Below are 18,332 nucleotides of genomic sequence, written 5' to 3'. Positions count from 1 at the left end.
TTGATAATATTCTCATTTAGATGCTTCGAACCTTTTCGAAAGCTTTGTGACGTGTGCGTCCATAATATCTTGTAAGTCTAAATCATATTTTTGCGAAAGAATAATAAGGTTAGATAGTACATCGCCAAGTTCTTCTTTTAGTTCTTGTTTTAGCTCTTCTTCTGTTTTCGCATCTTCATCAGGGCGATCGCGCCCGATTTCAATAGCACGAACGACTCGTGAAACTTCCCCAACTTCCTCGGTTAAGAAATTTAAGCGAATAAAGGCATTATACTGTGACCAGCTTCGTTTTTCGTAAAATTCCTCAACCCATCTTTGAAATGCAACGATATCCATTTCTTCCTCATCTCCTCAATATGTTGTACAATGTTCATTGTATCATAACAATATATAGTTTCGGGGTGTAGGAATGAGAAAGATTTGTGTGTTTGCAGGTTCTAATTTAGGGGAGAGACCAGAATTCAAAGAGCAGGCAATTCAGTTAGGTAAAATGTTTGTTGAGAACGACTATGAGCTCGTATACGGTGGTTCATGTGTCGGATTAATGGGAGAAGTAGCAAACGAAGTTCTTCGTTTAGGTGGACGTGTAACAGGTGTTATGCCGCGCGGTCTATTCCGAGGAGAAATTGTGCATACAGGATTAACAGAATTAATTGAAGTAGAGACGATGCACGAACGTAAAGCGAAAATGGCAGAGCTTGCAGATGCTTTTATTGCGCTTCCAGGTGGATACGGAACGTTTGAAGAACTATTTGAAGTTGTATGTTGGTCACAAATTGGTATACATAATAAGCCGGTTGGTTTATTAAACATAAAAGGTTTTTACGGACCAATTTTGCAAATGGTTGAACGTGCAGCAGAAGAAGGATTTATGAATCCATCAAATAAAGAATTGATCGTTTCAGCAGAGACAGCAGATAAACTAATTCATGCAATCCAAAATTATGAGCGTCCTGTTTTGGGAACGAAGTGGAAGCAACTATCATAGCAAATACGGAAACACATGTCGTTTTAATTTAAGATGGCATGTGTTTTTAATTTGGTTAAATATGTTAATTTTTAGGTGTAATGTTTTTGGAAAAGGAGAAAGAGATGGAGGAGTTTGTGTATTTAACACCGGTTTTTAAAAGTATTTTAGCAGCATCTATTCTTGTTATGCTAATTGTTTTGAGACAGAAGAAAGAGTTGATTAATGAATTTTCGCTTTGGTTTATCTCGGTATTGTGTATCGGTGTTTCCGCGATAACGTTGTTTATGTCTGGGTTTATCGTTGATGAGTATAATCTAGGTGGAGATCCACAATCGTTTTGTATGTTTATTGCGATTGGTTGTATTAGTGGTCTGAATTTCATTATTTATTACAGAAGGCAATAAAAAGAGGCATTCCGTATTACTTTGGAATGCCTTTATTATTTTGATTGCTTTGTTTTTTATACAGGTACCAGCCACCCCAGCCGCCACCAATTGCTACGACAACGAGGAAAGCATAGTCCTTAACCTCGACACGTATATTGAAAATATTAGCTATAAGTAAGAGAATCCCAACTGTTATTAACGCAAAAAATGCTCTAATTAAGTAGTCTTTCAACTGAACCACTCCCGTCATTTAAGTAGTAAATGATGAATTTGGAAAAGCTAAAGGGTGTTTCCTATATTTTAACATAGATGAGATTGTAATATATTGATAAAAGTAGGGGAGAGGTGTTTGTTAATATTGTCGTGATTTGTCGATAAGTCGATATAATTGAAAAATCGCTGATATATTGGAGGGAATCGCCGATATAATTGGAAAATCGCTGATATGTTGGGGGGAATCGCCGATATATTGGAAAAATCGCTGATATAAATTTCATGTACCAGCATGCGCGATCAATCTATAGAAAAAAGCGACTCTGAACGAGCCGCTTCCGCTTTAAAGTAATATCTAGCTCCGGTAGCTAGAATGTTCGGTGGCTTCGCTTTTTCCTGCGAGGCAAAGAGCGCCTCTACGTCGAAAGCTCCATCCCCCTCACATTCTGAGCAAGCTACCTCCGCTTTTAGGTGATATCCAGCTCCAGCGGCTAGAATCTCCGGTCATTTCACTCTCTCGCTCGAAGCAAAAAGCGCTTCAAGGTCGAGAGCTCCAATGCCCTGCGATTCTGAGCAAGCCGCTTCCGCTTTTAATTATTATTGATTCAAGAACGCACGTAGCATCCAAGCGTGTTTTTCTAGTTCTGTGTAGATGCCTAGTAGTAGGTCAGATGTCATTTCATCGTCAGAGTCTTGAGCGATTTCCATGCCTTTTTTCAGTTCGACTAGCATCATTTCGTAGTCTTTCATGATTGCTTCGACCATCCCTTCTGCAGTTTCTCCGTATGCTGCTTCTTGAATAGAAGATAGTTCTAAGTATTCTTTCATTGTTGCTACTGGTTTGCCGCCAATTGCTAAAATACGTTCTGCAATTTCATCGATGTGAGTAGCTGATTCTGTGTAAAGTTCTTCGAATTTCTCGTGTAATGTGAAGAATTGAGGTCCTTTTACGTACCAATGGAAGTTGTGAAGTTTTGTGAATAAAACGCTCCAGTCTGCTACTTGTTTGTTTAATACTTCGATTACTTGTTTGTTCATTATGATCAATCTCCTTTTGAGTTGTTATGTGATATCAATTACTAATTTGTAATAATTATAATCTAGTAATCTCTATAAATCAACCCTTTTGCTGGAATTAATTTGAACAAATTATGAACTGTTGTAAATAAAAGGCCCTATTACGGTGAAGTAATAGGGCCTTTGTTTGAGATATGGCTCTTGTTCTAAACGAGCCGCTTGTGCTTTTAATGATATCCAGCTCCGGTGACTAGACCAGTCGGTCATTTCGCGCCTTCCTGTGAGGCAAAGAACGCCTCTTCGTCAGGAGCTCCAATGCCCTCCTGTTCTGAGCAAGTCACCTCCGCTTTAAAGTAATATCCAGCTCCAGCGGCTAGAATCTCCGGTCATTTCGCTCTCTCGCTCGAAGCAAAAAGCGCTTCAAGGTCGAGAGCTTGAAGTGTCCTGCGATTCTGAACGAGCCGCTTCCGCCTTTATTTGTTAAACAGCCTTTTGTTTTTCTTCTACATCTTGCCCATCCCAGCACTCTGTATTCTTTAAGCCAGGGATAGAGTTTGCAACGAAGACAGGATCTTTTCCTTGTTTCTTTTGCTTCAAATAGTCTACTAATGCAGCGTAAGCAAATTTGCTAAGGAATGAGATGGCAATTAAGTTTGTGAATACCATTAGTCCCATGAATAAATCAGCTAAACTCCAAACTGTTTTAAGAGCAGCGATTGATCCGAAGAATACCATTCCGACAACTGCAACACGATAAATCATTAACCATGTTTTACTTTCTTTAATGAATGCGATATTTGTTTCACCATAATAGTAGTTTCCTAGAAGTGAACTGAAAGCGAATAGGAAAATAATAATCGCTAAGAAAGTGCTTGCCCACGGTCCAATTTGTGAACTTAATGCGTTTTGTGTTAATTCGATACCTTCTAAATTTGATCCTTTGTAAAGTCCAGAACATAATACGATAAATGCTGTTGATGTACATACTAAGAATGTATCTACGAAAACGCCTAACGCTTGAACAAGCCCTTGTTTTACAGGGTGAGATACATCAGATGTTGCGGCTGCATTAGGAGAACTACCCATTCCCGCTTCTGTAGCGAATAAACCGCGCTGAATTCCGAACTTGATTGCTGCTCCAATACCACCAGCGATGGCTTGGTCTAAACCGAATGCACCGTTAAAGATTTCCATGAAAATGCTTGGTAACATACTGAAGTTGTTAATAACGACAAAAATAGCCACGCCGATATAAACGATTGCCATTGGCGGAACAATCATTTCTGTAATACGTGAAATGCTCTTAATGCCACCAAAAATAATAACTGCAACTAATAAGGCTAATAGAGCTCCTACGATTGTTCGCTCTAGTCCAAAAGCATTTTCAAACGCTATTGTTACTGTATTTGCTTGCACTGAATTGAAAATTAATCCATACGCAACTGTAATAAGAAGTGAAAACCAGACGCCCATCCAGCGTTTGTTTAACCCTTTTTCCATGTAATATGCTGGTCCACCACGGAACCTACTTCCATCTTTTACTTTATAAATTTGCGCAAGTGTACATTCTACAAAACTAGTAGCTGCTCCGATAATTGCGATAAACCACATCCAAAATATTGCGCCAGGTCCACCCATTGAAATTGCTAATGCTACACCAGCTAAGTTTCCAATACCGATACGTGCGGCTGCACTTAAGCAAAATGCTTGGAATGGTGAGATGCTATCTTTCTTTTTTTCTTTTCGATTAAACCCTTTACTAATTAAGCTGACCATCTCACTGAAATGAGTAATTTGGACAAATTTTAATTTAAAAGAGAAGTAAAGACCGAAGCCGATTAGCATTGCAATAAGAATATATGACCATAAAATATTATTCGTTACCTCAAGGAATCTGCTAAAGATATCAACCATATAATACACTTCCTTTTTTTCGTAATAAGAAAATTATATGCAAAAAATATACGAGAATCAATTTTTCTAAAAAATTATGTTACTTAAAACATTTTTGTGTTATGATTATGTTACATCGTAATATTTTTAGAATTATTTACATTTTAAAAAACTAAATTTAAAGCGAGAAAGTGGGGATAATTTGAAAGAAGATTCTTTATGGAAAGTAAGCCTTGAGAGTTTGAAAATGAGAAGTAATATATTTTTTATCATTACATCTTTAAGTATCTTTTTAGGGTCCACTTATTATTACAATAAAAGATTTCCAAATCACAAATATCCTGAGTGGTTAGAATTTCTAAAGTTGATTGGATGAATAAAAGACAGAAAAACAGAAAATTAAAATAAACAAGTTATGGAGGAGCTAAAAATGAATATTAGAGAAAGTGAACTTCCGGGTATTGGTTATAAGTTTCAAATCGTTACGAAAGGTAATGAAAAGATGGTAATTGTCATTCATGATGATGGTCGTAGAGAAATGTATCATTTTGATTCAGACCATGAAGAAAGCATCTCAAGTATTTCACTACGTGACTCAGAGGCAAGACAAATCGCTGCAATATTAGGTGGAATGGTATATAAGCCTAGGGCGTTAGAAAATGTTGAGATGGTTTTTGAAGGTTTAGCGATTGAGTGGTTCAAAGTGGAGAATACAGCTCCAGCAATCGGAAAAACAATTGGCGATCTTGAAATAAGAAAAACATATAGCGTAACAATAATCGCGGTTATGAAGAAGAACATGAAGAAGCTATTTAATCCAGGACCAGAAACAGTAATTGAAGAAGGAGATATGCTTGTAGTTTCAGGTGAGAGAGAAGAAATTAAAAAAATCATTAATGAATTACTTTCAAATAGGGGGGACTGATTAGATGGATACGTTAATTTTTGAAGTTGGTACAGCTTTAGTTTTAGTGGCAATTGCAGCAGTAATTGCTGGGAAATTTAAATTCTCAGTAATTCCTTTTCTAATCGTTCTTGGAATGTTAGTAGGACCGCATGCACCGACAATAGGTGTTATCGATCTCAAATTTATTGAAAGTGCAAGTGTAATTTCCTTCCTTGGACGAATTGGGGTTCTATTCCTTCTATTCTATCTAGGATTAGAATTTTCAATGAAAAAACTAATTAAATCTGGACGCTCTATTGCGATTGGCGGAACGATTTATATTTTAATTAACTTTTCACTTGGTTTGTTATACGGATTTATAATGGGATTCCCATTACTAGAAATCTTAATTATTGCGGGTATTATTACGATTTCTTCTAGCGCTATCGTTGCTAAAGTGTTAGTGGACTTAAGAAGAACTGGTAATAATGAAACCGAATTAATTTTAGGAATTATTATGTTTGAAGATATATTCCTTGCTGTATATTTATCAGTTGTTTCTGGTTTAGTACTTGGAGATCACGCTTCCTTCTTAGGTGCCCTTACTTCAATTGGAATTGCTTTAGGATATATGCTTCTATTCTTTATAGTAGCTAGAAAGGCTACGCCGTTATTAAATAAATTGCTCAATATTAGCTCAGATGAAATCTTTATTATTGTAGTATTTGCTTCGTTATTCTTCATTGCTGGTTTTTCAGAAACAATTCACGTTGCAGAAGCAATTGGAGCACTTCTTCTAGGATTAGTTTTCTCTGAGACAGAGCATAGTGACCGAATTGAACATCTTGTTGTTCCATTTAGAGACTTTTTCGGAGCTATTTTCTTCTTCAGCTTCGGGTTAAGTATTGATCCGTTCTCATTAGGCGGAGCGATATGGTTAACGTTAGGTGCTGTCCTTCTTACGATAATCGGTAACTTTGTAGCAGGAATGATTGCAGGAAGACAAGCTGGATTATCTCATAAAGCATCAACAAATATCGGATTAACAATCGTTTCAAGAGGAGAGTTCTCCATCATTATGGCTAATATCGGTATCGCCGGTGGTTTAATGTCAGTACTGAAACCATTCTCAGCACTATACGTGCTTATACTATCCATTTTAGGCCCACTTCTGACAAAAGAGTCGAAGAATGTATATAAATTCTTAAATAAAATCTTTAAGTGGGATACGAAGACTAACTAAATTAAAAAAATAAAAGTACAAGATATTTCCTGCTTGTACTTTTATTTTGGTGATGAAAACAGTAAAGAGAGGTACATGATGTTAGGAGAGTTGATTCATTCGGTTTTAGTTTTTTTAGAAGGACTTGGTTATTGGGGAATTATGCTTGGATTAATGCTAGAGGTTATTCCAAGTGAAATCGTATTGTCTTATGCAGGCTATTTAGTATCAACAGGAAGCATTACATTTTGGGGCGCTGTCGCGTTCGGTACAATTGGTGGTGTAATTGCACAACTATTCATTTATTGGATTGGTCGATATGGAGGAAGACCTGTTCTTGAGCGATATGGAAAATATATTTTAATTCAGAAGAAACATATTGATTATGCTGAAGATTGGTTTAATCGTTATGGAACTGGCGTTATCTTTACCGCACGTTTTATTCCGGTTGTGCGTCATGCTATTTCGATACCAGCGGGTATTGCGAAAATGTCACATGCTAAGTTTATTACGCTAACTACATTAGCTGTTATTCCGTGGTCAATTGTGTTTGTATATTTAGGTTTTAAATTAGGAACAGAGTGGGAAAGTATTAATAAAGTTGCGGGGCCATATGTGAAATACTTTGCACTTGCTGCTATTGTTTGTGCAATTGGTTATTTTGTATTAAAAAAAATGATGAAAAAAAAGTGATTACAGAAAAGGAATCTATGTCGACGTAGATTCCTTTTTTATTGGCATTTTTTCAAGGATGAAAGAATACGTTTAATATTTACCATATTGTGGCATACATATAGAAAAAGGGTGCTTGGAAAGGGGAATAAAGAGAAATGGAACTCCAGTTTCAAAATGTATATCAACAGGTAGAGAATTGGTATGTGTTGGATTCGGAGCTTCCTTGGGATGTCAAAAAGTTGAGAGAGGATTTGTTTTCTCTTATTGAAGTATGTAAAACGCCCGTTATTTTTTGTGATACGTGTGATGCAAATGATGTGCTTCTATCATTAGGGGAAGAGGAAGAAGAGTTCCTATTCCCAGTAGGTGGTTTTTATCATAAAGAAAAGCAATTAATTTTCGTTTGTATGTGGGAAGAGTATGAGCAAGTTCTCAAAACGCTACTGCATGAATTTCGCCATGCGATGCAACATAAGAGAGATATATTGTATGTGGGAAGTGAACGGTACGAAGAGCGGTGGATTGAAAAAGATGCGAGGAAGTTCGCGGAGAGGAAATTGGATGAATATAAGAGTAGAAAGTTAATGTAAAGCATAGTGGAGAAATAGCCCTGTGCTTTCTTTGTGCTTATTAAAAGTAAGTATTTGACTTTTATTAAGTTTAGCTCTAAACTAATGATATGAAACGAGCGAGGTGATGAAATGAAAACAGAAGATAGACTAGGGCTACTATTATGGTTTCGTTTGTCACGCTTTTATAATAAGAGTATTCGTGAGACGAATCAGCATTTGAAAAGATGGAATGTATCTGCCGCCCAGTTTGATGTGTTAGCTCAAGTTGGAGGACATGATCGTTTAACGCAGCAAGAACTTGGAAATAAGCTATTTGTTACGAAAGGAAATGTAACGCAGCTTTTAAATAAAATGGAGCAGCTTGAGTGGATTTTGCGTGAACAAGAGGGTACTACGAAATATATTTCTTTAACAGAAAAGGGAAGAGCTTTATATGAAGAAATCGTCCCACCTCAAGAAACGTTCCAAGCAGAGAAGTTTCATAATTTAAACATAGAGGAACAAAAGCAATTATTAACACTACTAAAAAAGTTACAATAAGAAAAAAATTTAAAATAAATCTCGAATTCGAGATAGTATGAGGTGAAGGATATGTTTAGAAAAGTTGATCATAAAAATATGGGCAGAGCAAATCATGGTTGGTTAAATACACATTTTCATTTTTCTTTTGCCAATTACTATAATCCAAATAACATGAACTTCGGAGCGTTACGTGTTATTAATGATGATCTAGTAGCGGCGCAAACTGGTTTTGATATGCATCCACATCGTGATATGGAGATTATTTCTTACGTTGTAGATGGTGCTTTAACACATGAAGACAGCATGGGAAATCGCGGAACGATTGAGCGTGGACATGTTCAATATATGAGTGCTGGCACGGGTGTATTTCATAGCGAGCATAATTTAGGCGATGAAACGCTGCGTTTATTACAAATTTGGATTTTACCAGACCGTGCGGATCATAAACCAAACTATGGTGAGTTTAAATTTGATTGGAGCAAGCGCGAAAATGAATGGTTCCATATGGTATCTTCAGTAGAAGGAAATGCACCAATTCAAATTCACCAAGATGCGAATTTATACTCCTTATCATTAGAGGCTGGAAAAGAAATTCATTTTCCAGTGAAAGAAGGCCGTCAATTGTACCTTGTACAAATTGAAGGAAGCAGTGTAATAAATGGTGAAACGTTTGTTATGCGTGATGCAGCAGAAGCGGTAGAAGAAGATATTCATATTGAAGCAAAAGAGCAATCTCATTATTTAGCAATTGAATTGAAAAAACAATAAAAGGTTTATAGAAAAGAGGACATCCGATAGATGTCCTCTTTTTTTGATTGGAATTGTCTGAAAAATGTTTCTCAAATTTTGGGTAGAGGTATTGGCTGGGAAAATAAGAATTGTATAAAAGTGTCAAAAATCTTTATGGGAATGGGGAATGTTATAGTGAAAAAGCAAGTCATTTCATCAGCATTAGCGTTAACTGTTATCGCCGGGGGATTTGGAGCGTTTGGGGCAACGACAACGAAAGCGGAAGAACAAAAAATTCAATATCATCAAGAATTTAAAACACCTGCATACATAGGTGAAGAATGGAAAGCACCGGAAGGACTAGATAAAAAAGAGACAGTCTTTCAATACTTAGAGAGTAAGAAAGATATGTTTAAATTAGCAGGAAATATTGAAAAGCATTTTAATATCGTTGGGGAAGAAAAAGACGCTGAATCTGATACGACACATGTGAAGCTAGTTGAGAAACATAATAACATTCCTGTGTACGGTTCTGATCAAACTGTTACACTTGATAAAGAGAATAATGTAAAAGCATTCTTCGGACAAGTTATTCCGAATTTAGATGATAAAAATATTCCTGCAGCTGCAAGCATTACTGCGGAACAAGCAGAAACAATTGCAAAGGCAGATATTGAGAAAGAAATTGGTAAAGTAAAGAGTTATGATGGTGTGAAAAAAGATTTATTTGTATATGAAAAGGACGGTAATTACTACCTTGCATACTTAGTTAAGGCATCGATTTCAAAACCAGCTCCAGGGTATTGGCATTATTTTGTTGATGCAACGAATGGAAATGTTATTGAGAAATATAACGCTGTAGATAACATTACTGGATTTGGTTACGGAGTATTAGGTGCTAGACAATCATTTGAAATTGCTCAAGATACGAAAACAGGACAATTCAACTTGTTTGATGGTAAACGAGGACAAGGTGTTCATACATTTGATGCAGAAAATATGGACGAGAACTGGTTTAATTTATTCTCACAATGGCTTGGATATACAGGAGAAGAAGTTGAAAGTAAATCTAAGTTCTTCGAAGATAAAGCTGCAGTTGATGCGCATGTAAATGCAGGGAAAGTATATGATTACTACAAAAAGACATTTAATCGTAACTCTTTCGATGATAAAGGTGCGAAGCTTATTTCAACTGTTCACGTAGGTACAGCTTGGAATAACGCAGCTTGGAATGGTGTGCAAATGATGTATGGTGATGGAGATGGAAAAACTTTCATTCCATTATCTGCTGGACTTGATGTTATCGGTCACGAATTAACGCATGCTGTAACTGAACATACAGCAAACCTTGTTTACAAAAATGAGTCAGGGGCGTTAAATGAATCGTTATCTGATATTATGGGTGTTATGGTTGAGAAGAAGAGCTGGGATTTAGGTGCTGACATTTATACACCTGATAAACCTGGTGATGCGCTTCGTTCACTAAAAGATCCAGCATCTATTCCAAACCCATTAAAACCAAGTGAAGGTTACCCAGATCACTATAGTAAACGTTATACTGGAACAGCTGATAATGGCGGCGTTCATATTAACAGTAGTATTAATAATAAAGCTGCTTATTTAGTTTCTGAAGGCGGAGATCATTACGGCGTGAAAGTAACTGGAGTGGGCCGTGAAGCGACAGAAAAAATTTACTACCGTGCGCTTACGAAATATTTAACTGCAAACTCTGACTTCAAAATGATGCGCCAAGCGGCACTTCAGTCAGCTGAAGATTTATACGGTAAAAACTCTAAAGCTGTACAAGCTGTAACGAAAGCTTATGATGCAGTAGGTGTAAAATAATAAGAGAAAAGACCTGACATCCTAGTCAGGTCTTTTCTTTATCCCGCTATCCCCAAATGATGAAATTTCCACTTTATTTAGTCGCGAATACCTAATGCGATTTTCGCCATACGTGACATACGTTCTTTCGACCACGGTGGATTCCAAACGACATTTACTTCTATTTCATTAACTTCAGGTACGTTTGTTGATAATACTTTTTTAACGTCTGATACGATTTGCCCAGCCATTGGACAACCGATAGAAGTCATAGTCATCGTAATGACAGCATTATTATTTTCATCTGCTGTAACATCATAAACTAATCCAAGATTAACGATATCAACACCTAGTTCAGGGTCAATAACAGCTTCTAAATTGGCAAGTAATTTATTTTCAAATGATTCTTGTGACATAAGCAGCCCCTCCTACACTTTAATGATATCGATTCTCATTATAACGGAAATGAGCATAATGTGCAGGAAATGAGCTCAAAAAAATATCCCTCTTCGCAAGAGGGATATTTTTTGAACATCTATTCTGTTTTAAAATGAGATACGAGCTGATCTAACTCTTCAACTGTTTGTTTCATTTTTCTAGCAGTTACTGTCATTTCATTCATAACGATAACTTTCTGTTCAGCAGATTGTGCCGTTGCGGCAGTTTCGCTGGATACTTCAGTAGAGATAGAAGCGATGTTATTAAGTGAAGCATTCATTTCTTCAGCACTTGCAGCCATTTCTTCAGCAGTTGCTGATATATCTTGCATTTGAGTAGATACTTTATTTACTTGTTCCACAATTGTTGTGAAAGAAGTACCAGCTTCACGAATAACATTGATACCTTCAAATGCTTCAGAACGGCCTTGAGACATCATAGAGCTAGCAGTTTCTGTATCATTTTGAATTTGATGTAGTAATTGATTAATGTCTGTTGCAGCTGTTTTAGATTGTTCAGCAAGTTTTCGAACTTCGTCAGCTACGACAGCAAATCCTTTTCCTTGCTCGCCAGCACGAGCAGCCTCAATAGAAGCATTTAAAGCAAGTAAGTTTGTTTGCTCAGCAATATTAGAAATAGATTGTACAGCAGTATCAATATATTTCGTATGAGTGATTAGACGTTCAACCACTTCTGACGTAGCATTTACAGCTTCGTGTATTGTTGTCATTTGTGAAACAGATTTTTGGATAACGGTACTTCCATCGCTAGCATGTTCAGATGTGGCAACAGCAAGTTCCGCTACAGATGAAGCAGATTCAGCAATACGCTGAACACTTACTGCCATATCGTCCATTGCAGTTGAACTTTCTTCCATACTAGAAGTTTGTGATTGAATACTTGCATTTAAGTTGGACATCGAGCTTTGGACTCTTAATGTCGCCTCACGTGATGTATTCGTTTTTTCTAGCATATTTTCAGAAGCGGTTTGTACTTCCACTGATGTTTTTTGAACGCGATTAATGATATATTGTAGGTTTTCTAACATTTTATTAAATGATGTTGCGATAGCACCGATTTCATCGTTGCTATTTACTTGTAGACGTGCCGTTAAGTCACCTTCTTGAGAGGCTAATTCTTTTAGTTTTGTATCAATTTGTTGAATTGGTTTCACAAGTTTACCAGAGAACCACCATGCAAGAATAATTGCAACGACAATACAAATAACAAGTGATAGAAAGACTGCATATTCAATTCCTAGTGAAGATTGATCAATTTGTTCAATAGATTGTTCACGTAATTTAGCTTGTTCATTACTGTAATTTGTGAAGTCACCAATTACTTTATAGACCGTTCCGTTTTCTGAAGAAGCTACTTGTAAAGCTTCTTCCCATTTTTGTTCTTTTGCAAGAGTGAATACTTTTTCTTCAACGAACTTTCTCCAAGTAGACCCTAATTCCATTGTACTTTTTACGGACGAAGGAAGATTTGGATTAGAAAGAAGTTTATCTTTTGAATCCTCAAGACGTTTACTCATCTCATTAAACTTGTCTAATTCGACTTGATCATGTTGTAGTAAATAACCTCTTAAAGCAGATAGCTGTACTTGATAAGCGTCTCCACGCTCTTTCAATTCTGTTGCCAGTGGAGAAATTTCTTTTTGTAATGTTTCAGCTTTACGAGATTGGTCAATAGCAAAAAATAAAATAAAAGCTAAGGCGATGCCAAATAAAGCGCAAATCGTTCCCATCATGAACATAAGTTTTTTTCTGATACTTACAAAATTCATATAATTAAAAGCCTCCTTTGTGAAATCTTAGTATTAGAATTAATAAATGTAAAAAATTGAAAGAAAGCTTTACTCCAGTTGGAATAAAGCTTTCTTATTTCCTTTAGGAATTATAGCAGACGGAATGAGAGATAGAAAGAGATATTTTAAATTGAAAAAAGAGAGACTGTAAAATTTTCTTTCCTATACCTTTGGGCTTGTGTCATTACAAGCGAAAGGTTCACTTTAAGCGTTTGTTTTGAAATGAGAGACGAGAACTTCAAGTTCTTGTACGATTGTTTTCATTTCAGATGATTTGTTAGCCACGATACTCATTTTGTTTACTTGATCACCAGCTGAATGTGCTGTTTGTAATGTTTCTGCAGCAACTTCATTTGAAATAGAGGCGATATTATTTAAAGCTGCGTTCATTTCTTCAGAGCTTGCAGCCATCTCTTCAGCAGTTGCAGACATTTCTTGCATTTGCGTAGAGACTTTGTTAATGTGGTTAACAATTTCTGAGAATGAAGATCCGGCAGTACGAATAACAGTAATTCCTTCAGAAGCTTCTGCTTGACCTTGTGTCATCATGTCATTTGCTATTTTAGTATCGGCTTGAATTTGATGCAGTAAATGGTTAATGTCAGTTGCGGCTAGTTGAGATTGTTCAGCAAGTTTTCGAACTTCATCAGCAACAACAGCGAATCCTTTTCCATGTTCACCAGCACGAGCTGCTTCAATAGAAGCATTTAAAGCGAGTAAATTTGTTTGCTCGGCGATATTCGAAATAGATTGAAGTGCAGTATCGATATGATTTGTATGTGTAATGAGTCGCTCAACTACTTGTGATGTAGCGTTAACAGCTTCGTTAATTGTGTGCATTTGTGTAATAGATTTCTCAATGACTTTATTCCCATCATCTGCTTTTTCTGAAGTTGTGACAGCTAAACTAGTAACAGAAGAGGCGGACTCAGCGATACGCTGAACACTTGTTGCCATGTCATCCATTGCAGTTGAACTTTCTTCAATGCTAGAAACTTGTGAACGAATATTGTGTTCAAGAGCATTCATAGTTTCTTGGGTCCTTGCGGTATTTTCCATAGAAGCAGTCGTTTCGATAAATACATTTTCGGAAGCTTCTTTTACACTTGTTGATGTTTGTTGAACTTGTTTTATTATATGCTGTAAGTTAGTGAGCATTTGATTAAAGGAATTTGCAATGTCACCTATTTCATCTTTACTTGTTACGTGTAATCTAGCCGTTAAATCTCCATCTTGAGAAGCTAATTCTTTTAACTTCTCATCAATTTGTCGAATTGGTTTAACGAGTTTACCAGAGAACCACCATGCTAATAAAATAGACGTTAATGTACATGTAATGAGTGAGAAGAAAATAATATATTGAATAAGTGATGAAGAAGACTCGACGTCAGCAATTAATGCGTCACGTTTCTCATTCTCTTCATTTGTATATTTATTAAAACGACCTAAAAGATCATTTACATAATCTGTTTGTGCTAAAGCAATTTTGGATGCTTCGTCCCATTTTCCTTCACGAGCAAGAGGTAGTACCTCATTATCTATGACGCTACGCCATTTTCCCCCCATTAAAATAGCTTCTTTCATTCCTTCTGGGAGCTTCTTGTCACTTGTTACTTTCTCTCTAGTATCAGCTAATTTTTTCCCTTCTCGGTTGAACTTATCTAATCCTTTTTGATCATGTGATAGTAAATATTCTTGTAAACCAGCAACTTGTGCTTGGAACCAATCGCCACGTTCTTTTAAAATCGTCGCTCTTTTTGATACATCATTTTTTAACGTTTCGATTTCACTTGCTTGATTCATGGCGAATGAAAGAATAACAATAAGAGCAATGCTAAATAAAGAAGAAATGCTTAAGAGTGTGAACAGTAGTTTTTTTCGAATACTAACATATTTCATCGTTACCCCTACCCTCGTTTAAACTGTTTATTATGATTTATAGATATTTAAAACGAAATTAATAAAAACATTATTATGAAGTTATTAATCTGTTCAATGAAAATTATAGCAGATAATGGAAGGAGTCAGATTGATATTAGAAAAAGTTCTTAAAATGTATACATTTGCATATCATAAAATTCATAAATAAATATTAGAAATGCTATTGAAATTTGAAATGACATCATGTATACTTCTAATTAGTTGATAACGATTATCAGTATCAACTAAAACATTACTCTTCGTTATGTTGGTCATACCCCTTTTTGACGACGTAAGTCAGAGACGAAATGTTGAAATATCTTGTGTCCTATTCTACAGAATTATGGTAATCTCCAACCTCAACTTATATGCGTGAGCATGCAAAAAGGATCCTATCCGTGAAGGGATCCTTTTTTGCATGCTGTCGCAATTATTGTATATAGACCAGGGATACGTTCTTCGATTCTTTCCGGTGCAGTAGAAGGGAAGAGCCATCTTTGATGAGGTCCGTGTTCTTCAACTAGTTTTTCAATTTTAAAATGTTCTTCCGCGAGTGTTGTAATGATTTCTCCTAACGTCCAGCGACGGATGGCTGTTTTAGGTAGCGATTCTTTCTGTGCTTCTGTAAGAAGGATGCTATAAGCAACATCATCTTCAATTAATTCTTCATCGAAATAATTTCCACTTGCTCGAAATGATGGATGGTCTACTCCTAATAGCTTTGTGTATATTGGATGGTAATCGCGAAGGATAAGTATTCCACCGGGCTTTAGTAGTTGAGAGATTGTTGTGAAAAGTGGTTTTAAATCTAGAAAGTAATGAAGTACACCAAGTTCCAGTAATACGATATCAAATGATTTGGAGAGATTTACATCTAGTACATCAGAAACGATGTAATGAATAGAGACGCCTGCGGCTTCCGCAAGTTCATTTGCATATTTTGCATTACTTGCTGAAATATCAACAACTGTTACGTCAGAGCCTAAAAGGGCGAGTGCGACAGCTTTATTTCCTTTTGGGGATTTTATGTAAGGTAAATAATGTGCTACTTCGCGCGTGGGATCTTTCATGATTTTTTTCGCATAATCAGCTGGTGCCCCGTGGCGATTCGTCCAAGCTTCATAAGCAGCTGCATTCCAGCTTTTTTCATTTATAGTGCTTAGTTGTTTTTGGTTCAATGTTATCACTCCTTTTGTGAACGTATAGTTATTCGGCAGGGGGATGGGATTTCCTTTTCTTTCTGGATAAAAGTTTGATTTTTCTGTGATTAAGTCGTACAATACTTGTTATACGTAAAAGCGTTGAAAAGGAAAAGTAGGATGAACACATTCTTTCCAGAGAGCTTCGGTAGCTGAGAAGAAGCAAGAATATTCATTTGAACAATGGCCTTTGAGCTTCGTCCTGAACTTATCAAATGATAATAGTAGGCGGCGACGAGAGTTGGTACTCGTTATCAAAACCACAGTATAAGAGCATATTGCTCCGTACTTGTTAAGGCTAATTATGTGAGTAATTAGCGAAATAAGGTGGTACCGCGACTGTTTATACAGCCCTGCCCTTATCTTTTTTAAGATAAGGGCGGGGCTTTTTATATTTAAAAGGAGGAATGTAAGATGAGTATTTTTATTGGAGGCGCTTGGCCGTATGCAAATGGTTCGTTACACCTTGGCCATATTGCGAGTTTGTTACCTGGAGATATTTTAGCGCGTTATTACAGGGCAAAAGGTGAGAATGTGCTGTATGTTTCAGGGAGTGATTGTAATGGAACACCGATTGCAATTAGAGCAAAACAAGAAGGTGTGACAGCGAAAGAAATTGCTGATAAGTATCATGAAGAGTTCCAGCGATGTTTTCGTAGCCTTGGTTTTACTTATGATTGTTATACACGTACAGATAGTGAGCACCATCATGAAACGGTTCAAAATGTTTTTTTACGTTTATTAGAAGAAGGACATATTTATAAAAAAACAGTGGAACAAGCGTATTGTGAAACGTGTACACAGTTTTTACCGGATCGTTATGTAGAAGGAATATGTCCACATTGCCATGAAGCAGCAAGAGGAGATCAATGCGATGCTTGTTCTGCTATTTTAGATCCTCTCGATTTGTTAGAAAAGAAATGTAAGTTATGTGGTAGTACGCCATCTGTAGAGGAAACAGAGCATTTCTATTTTGCATTGCATACATTTCAGCAGCAAATTAAAAGAGCTGTAGAAATTGCCAAACAAACAGGGACATGGCGCGACAATGCGATTCAACTAACAGAGAGATATGTAAAGGAAGGATTACTAGATAGGGCCGTATCACGTGATTTACCAATTGGGGTACCAATTCCAGTAGAAGGGTATGAAGATAAGAAAATTTACGTATGGATTGAAGCAGTGACAGGCTATTATTCAGCGAGTAAACATTGGGCTGAAGAAACAGGGAAAGATGATCAAGAGTTTTGGGATAGCGAAGCGAAAACATATTATGTGCACGGAAAGGATAATATTCCGTTTCATTCCGTCATTTGGCCAGCGGTATTACTTGGAATAGGGGAGGAAGCAATCCCGCGTCATATCGTTTCGAATGAATATTTAACAGTTGAAAAAAGAAAATTATCTACAAGTAAAAACTGGGCAGTATGGGTGCCTGACATATTAGAACGCTATGATCCAGATTCTATTCGTTACTTTTTAACCGTCAACGCACCAGAAAATCGCGATACTGATTTTTCATGGCGGGAATTTATTTACAGTCATAATAGTGAATTATTAGGTGCATACGGGAACTTTGTGAACCGGACATTAAAGTTTATCGAAAAATATTATGGTGGTATCGTGCCGAAGGGAAGTATTGAGGTAGAGCTCAAAGATAAAGTAGAAGGATTATATAAGCGTGTAGGAGAGGCGATTGAGCAAACTAAATTTAAGGTGGCGCTAGAAACAATATTTGATACAGTACGTTTTGCAAATAAATATTTTGATGAAAAGCAGCCTTGGAAACAAAGAGAAGATGATCCAGTTTCATGTGAAGAAACGATTTATAACTGTGTGTATCTTATCGCTAATTTTGCCCATCTCCTTGAACCATTTTTACCATTTTCAAGTGAAAGAGTTCGAAACACATTGTCGATTGTGAACCGAAATTGGGAACCGCAAAATACGTTGCCAAGTAGAATTGATAGCGTGCAGCCATTATTTGAGCGAATCGATGTAAAACAAATTGAGCATGAGATAGAGAAGCTGTATGGAGCGGTAAAATGAGATAGAG

18 protein-coding genes and 1 other annotated feature are annotated in these 18,332 nt (G+C 36.5%); of the genes, 10 read left to right on the top strand and 8 right to left on the bottom strand.

Annotation, left to right across the window (positions count from 1 at the left end; genetic code table 11):
- Positions 1 to 12: 12 nt before the first annotated feature.
- Entirely contained in the window at positions 13 to 336 is a 324-nt protein-coding gene (locus tag ES895_RS12405) for a MazG nucleotide pyrophosphohydrolase domain-containing protein (RefSeq protein ID WP_000355746.1), read from the bottom strand.
- Positions 337 to 409: 73 nt separating this feature from the next.
- Between ES895_RS12405 and ES895_RS12400 the strand changes: the two genes are divergently transcribed.
- Both ES895_RS12400 and ES895_RS12395 read left to right on the top strand, forming a co-directional pair.
- Entirely contained in the window at positions 410 to 988 is a 579-nt protein-coding gene (locus tag ES895_RS12400) for an LOG family protein (RefSeq protein ID WP_001225751.1), read from the top strand.
- Positions 989 to 1,092: 104 nt separating this feature from the next.
- Positions 1,093 to 1,374, top strand: coding sequence for a hypothetical protein (locus tag ES895_RS12395; protein ID WP_098331097.1), 282 nt, complete (start codon positions 1,093 to 1,095; stop codon positions 1,372 to 1,374).
- A gap of 16 nt (positions 1,375 to 1,390) precedes the next feature.
- Here the strand turns inward: ES895_RS12395 and ES895_RS12390 are convergent, their stop codons facing one another.
- The 3 genes from ES895_RS12390 to ES895_RS12375 all read right to left on the bottom strand — a co-directional run bounded on the left by ES895_RS12390 (position 1,391) and on the right by ES895_RS12375 (position 4,500).
- Positions 1,391 to 1,588: a hypothetical protein gene (locus ES895_RS12390; RefSeq protein ID WP_000656313.1), complete on the bottom strand. Its 198-nt coding sequence runs from the start codon at positions 1,586 to 1,588 to the stop codon at positions 1,391 to 1,393.
- 578 nt (positions 1,589 to 2,166) lie between these two features.
- Entirely contained in the window at positions 2,167 to 2,607 is a 441-nt protein-coding gene (locus ES895_RS12380; protein WP_001041895.1) for a Dps family protein, read from the bottom strand.
- A gap of 459 nt (positions 2,608 to 3,066) precedes the next feature.
- Positions 3,067 to 4,500, bottom strand: coding sequence for an alanine/glycine:cation symporter family protein (locus ES895_RS12375; RefSeq protein WP_000227591.1), 1,434 nt, complete (start codon positions 4,498 to 4,500; stop codon positions 3,067 to 3,069).
- A 409-nt stretch (positions 4,501 to 4,909) separates the two neighbouring features.
- On the opposite strand from ES895_RS12375, the gene ES895_RS12370 reads away from it, so the two are divergent.
- The 7 genes from ES895_RS12370 (at position 4,910) to ES895_RS12340 (ending at position 10,930) form a co-directional block, all read left to right on the top strand.
- On the top strand, positions 4,910 to 5,404 hold the full coding sequence (locus tag ES895_RS12370) for a cation:proton antiporter regulatory subunit (RefSeq protein WP_001026075.1): 495 nt from the start codon (positions 4,910 to 4,912) through the stop codon (positions 5,402 to 5,404).
- A gap of 4 nt (positions 5,405 to 5,408) precedes the next feature.
- Positions 5,409 to 6,608 carry a cation:proton antiporter gene (locus ES895_RS12365; RefSeq protein WP_000380223.1) on the top strand — a complete coding sequence of 400 codons (1,200 nt, stop codon included), beginning with the start codon at positions 5,409 to 5,411 and terminating at the stop codon, positions 6,606 to 6,608.
- Positions 6,609 to 6,686: 78 nt separating this feature from the next.
- The gene (gene uptA, locus ES895_RS12360) at positions 6,687 to 7,280 is read left to right on the top strand and encodes an undecaprenyl phosphate transporter UptA (RefSeq protein WP_000900214.1); all 594 of its coding nucleotides are present in this window, start codon (positions 6,687 to 6,689) and stop codon (positions 7,278 to 7,280) included.
- Positions 7,281 to 7,417: 137 nt separating this feature from the next.
- A complete protein-coding gene (locus ES895_RS12355) occupies positions 7,418 to 7,852 on the top strand; it encodes a DUF3920 family protein (RefSeq protein WP_000422801.1) in 435 nt (144 codons plus the stop codon).
- Positions 7,853 to 7,963: 111 nt separating this feature from the next.
- The gene (locus tag ES895_RS12350) at positions 7,964 to 8,374 is read left to right on the top strand and encodes a MarR family winged helix-turn-helix transcriptional regulator (protein ID WP_061139651.1); all 411 of its coding nucleotides are present in this window, start codon (positions 7,964 to 7,966) and stop codon (positions 8,372 to 8,374) included.
- A 51-nt stretch (positions 8,375 to 8,425) separates the two neighbouring features.
- Complete coding sequence (locus ES895_RS12345; protein ID WP_065702881.1) at positions 8,426 to 9,124, top strand: pirin family protein; 699 nt, start codon at positions 8,426 to 8,428, stop codon at positions 9,122 to 9,124.
- A 156-nt stretch (positions 9,125 to 9,280) separates the two neighbouring features.
- The gene (locus ES895_RS12340) at positions 9,281 to 10,930 is read left to right on the top strand and encodes a M4 family metallopeptidase (RefSeq protein ID WP_033685825.1); all 1,650 of its coding nucleotides are present in this window, start codon (positions 9,281 to 9,283) and stop codon (positions 10,928 to 10,930) included.
- 77 nt (positions 10,931 to 11,007) lie between these two features.
- On the opposite strand, the gene ES895_RS12335 is transcribed toward ES895_RS12340, so the two are convergent.
- From ES895_RS12335 to ES895_RS12320, 4 genes are all read right to left on the bottom strand, one after another.
- On the bottom strand, positions 11,008 to 11,325 hold the full coding sequence (locus ES895_RS12335; RefSeq protein WP_135238376.1) for a metal-sulfur cluster assembly factor: 318 nt from the start codon (positions 11,323 to 11,325) through the stop codon (positions 11,008 to 11,010).
- A 119-nt stretch (positions 11,326 to 11,444) separates the two neighbouring features.
- Positions 11,445 to 13,136, bottom strand: a complete 1,692-nt coding sequence (locus ES895_RS12330) for a methyl-accepting chemotaxis protein (protein WP_135238375.1) — start codon at positions 13,134 to 13,136, stop codon at positions 11,445 to 11,447.
- 225 nt (positions 13,137 to 13,361) lie between these two features.
- Positions 13,362 to 15,056: a methyl-accepting chemotaxis protein gene (locus tag ES895_RS12325; RefSeq protein ID WP_000878440.1), complete on the bottom strand. Its 1,695-nt coding sequence runs from the start codon at positions 15,054 to 15,056 to the stop codon at positions 13,362 to 13,364.
- Between the two features lie 413 nt (positions 15,057 to 15,469).
- On the bottom strand, positions 15,470 to 16,255 hold the full coding sequence (locus ES895_RS12320; protein WP_135238374.1) for a class I SAM-dependent methyltransferase: 786 nt from the start codon (positions 16,253 to 16,255) through the stop codon (positions 15,470 to 15,472).
- 114 nt (positions 16,256 to 16,369) lie between these two features.
- Positions 16,370 to 16,640: a binding site (T-box leader), on the top strand.
- 50 nt (positions 16,641 to 16,690) lie between these two features.
- On the opposite strand from ES895_RS12320, the gene metG reads away from it, so the two are divergent.
- A complete protein-coding gene (gene metG / locus ES895_RS12315) occupies positions 16,691 to 18,325 on the top strand; it encodes a methionine--tRNA ligase (protein WP_000021560.1) in 1,635 nt (544 codons plus the stop codon).
- Positions 18,326 to 18,332: the final 7 nt, after the last annotated feature.

It is taken from the genome of Bacillus sp. 007/AIA-02/001, assembly GCF_004634455.1.
In the GTDB taxonomy this organism is placed as follows: domain Bacteria; phylum Bacillota; class Bacilli; order Bacillales; family Bacillaceae_G; genus Bacillus_A; species Bacillus_A cereus.
Note: the sequence above shows the minus strand (reverse complement) of the source record. Positions and strands in the feature narration are given on the sequence as shown.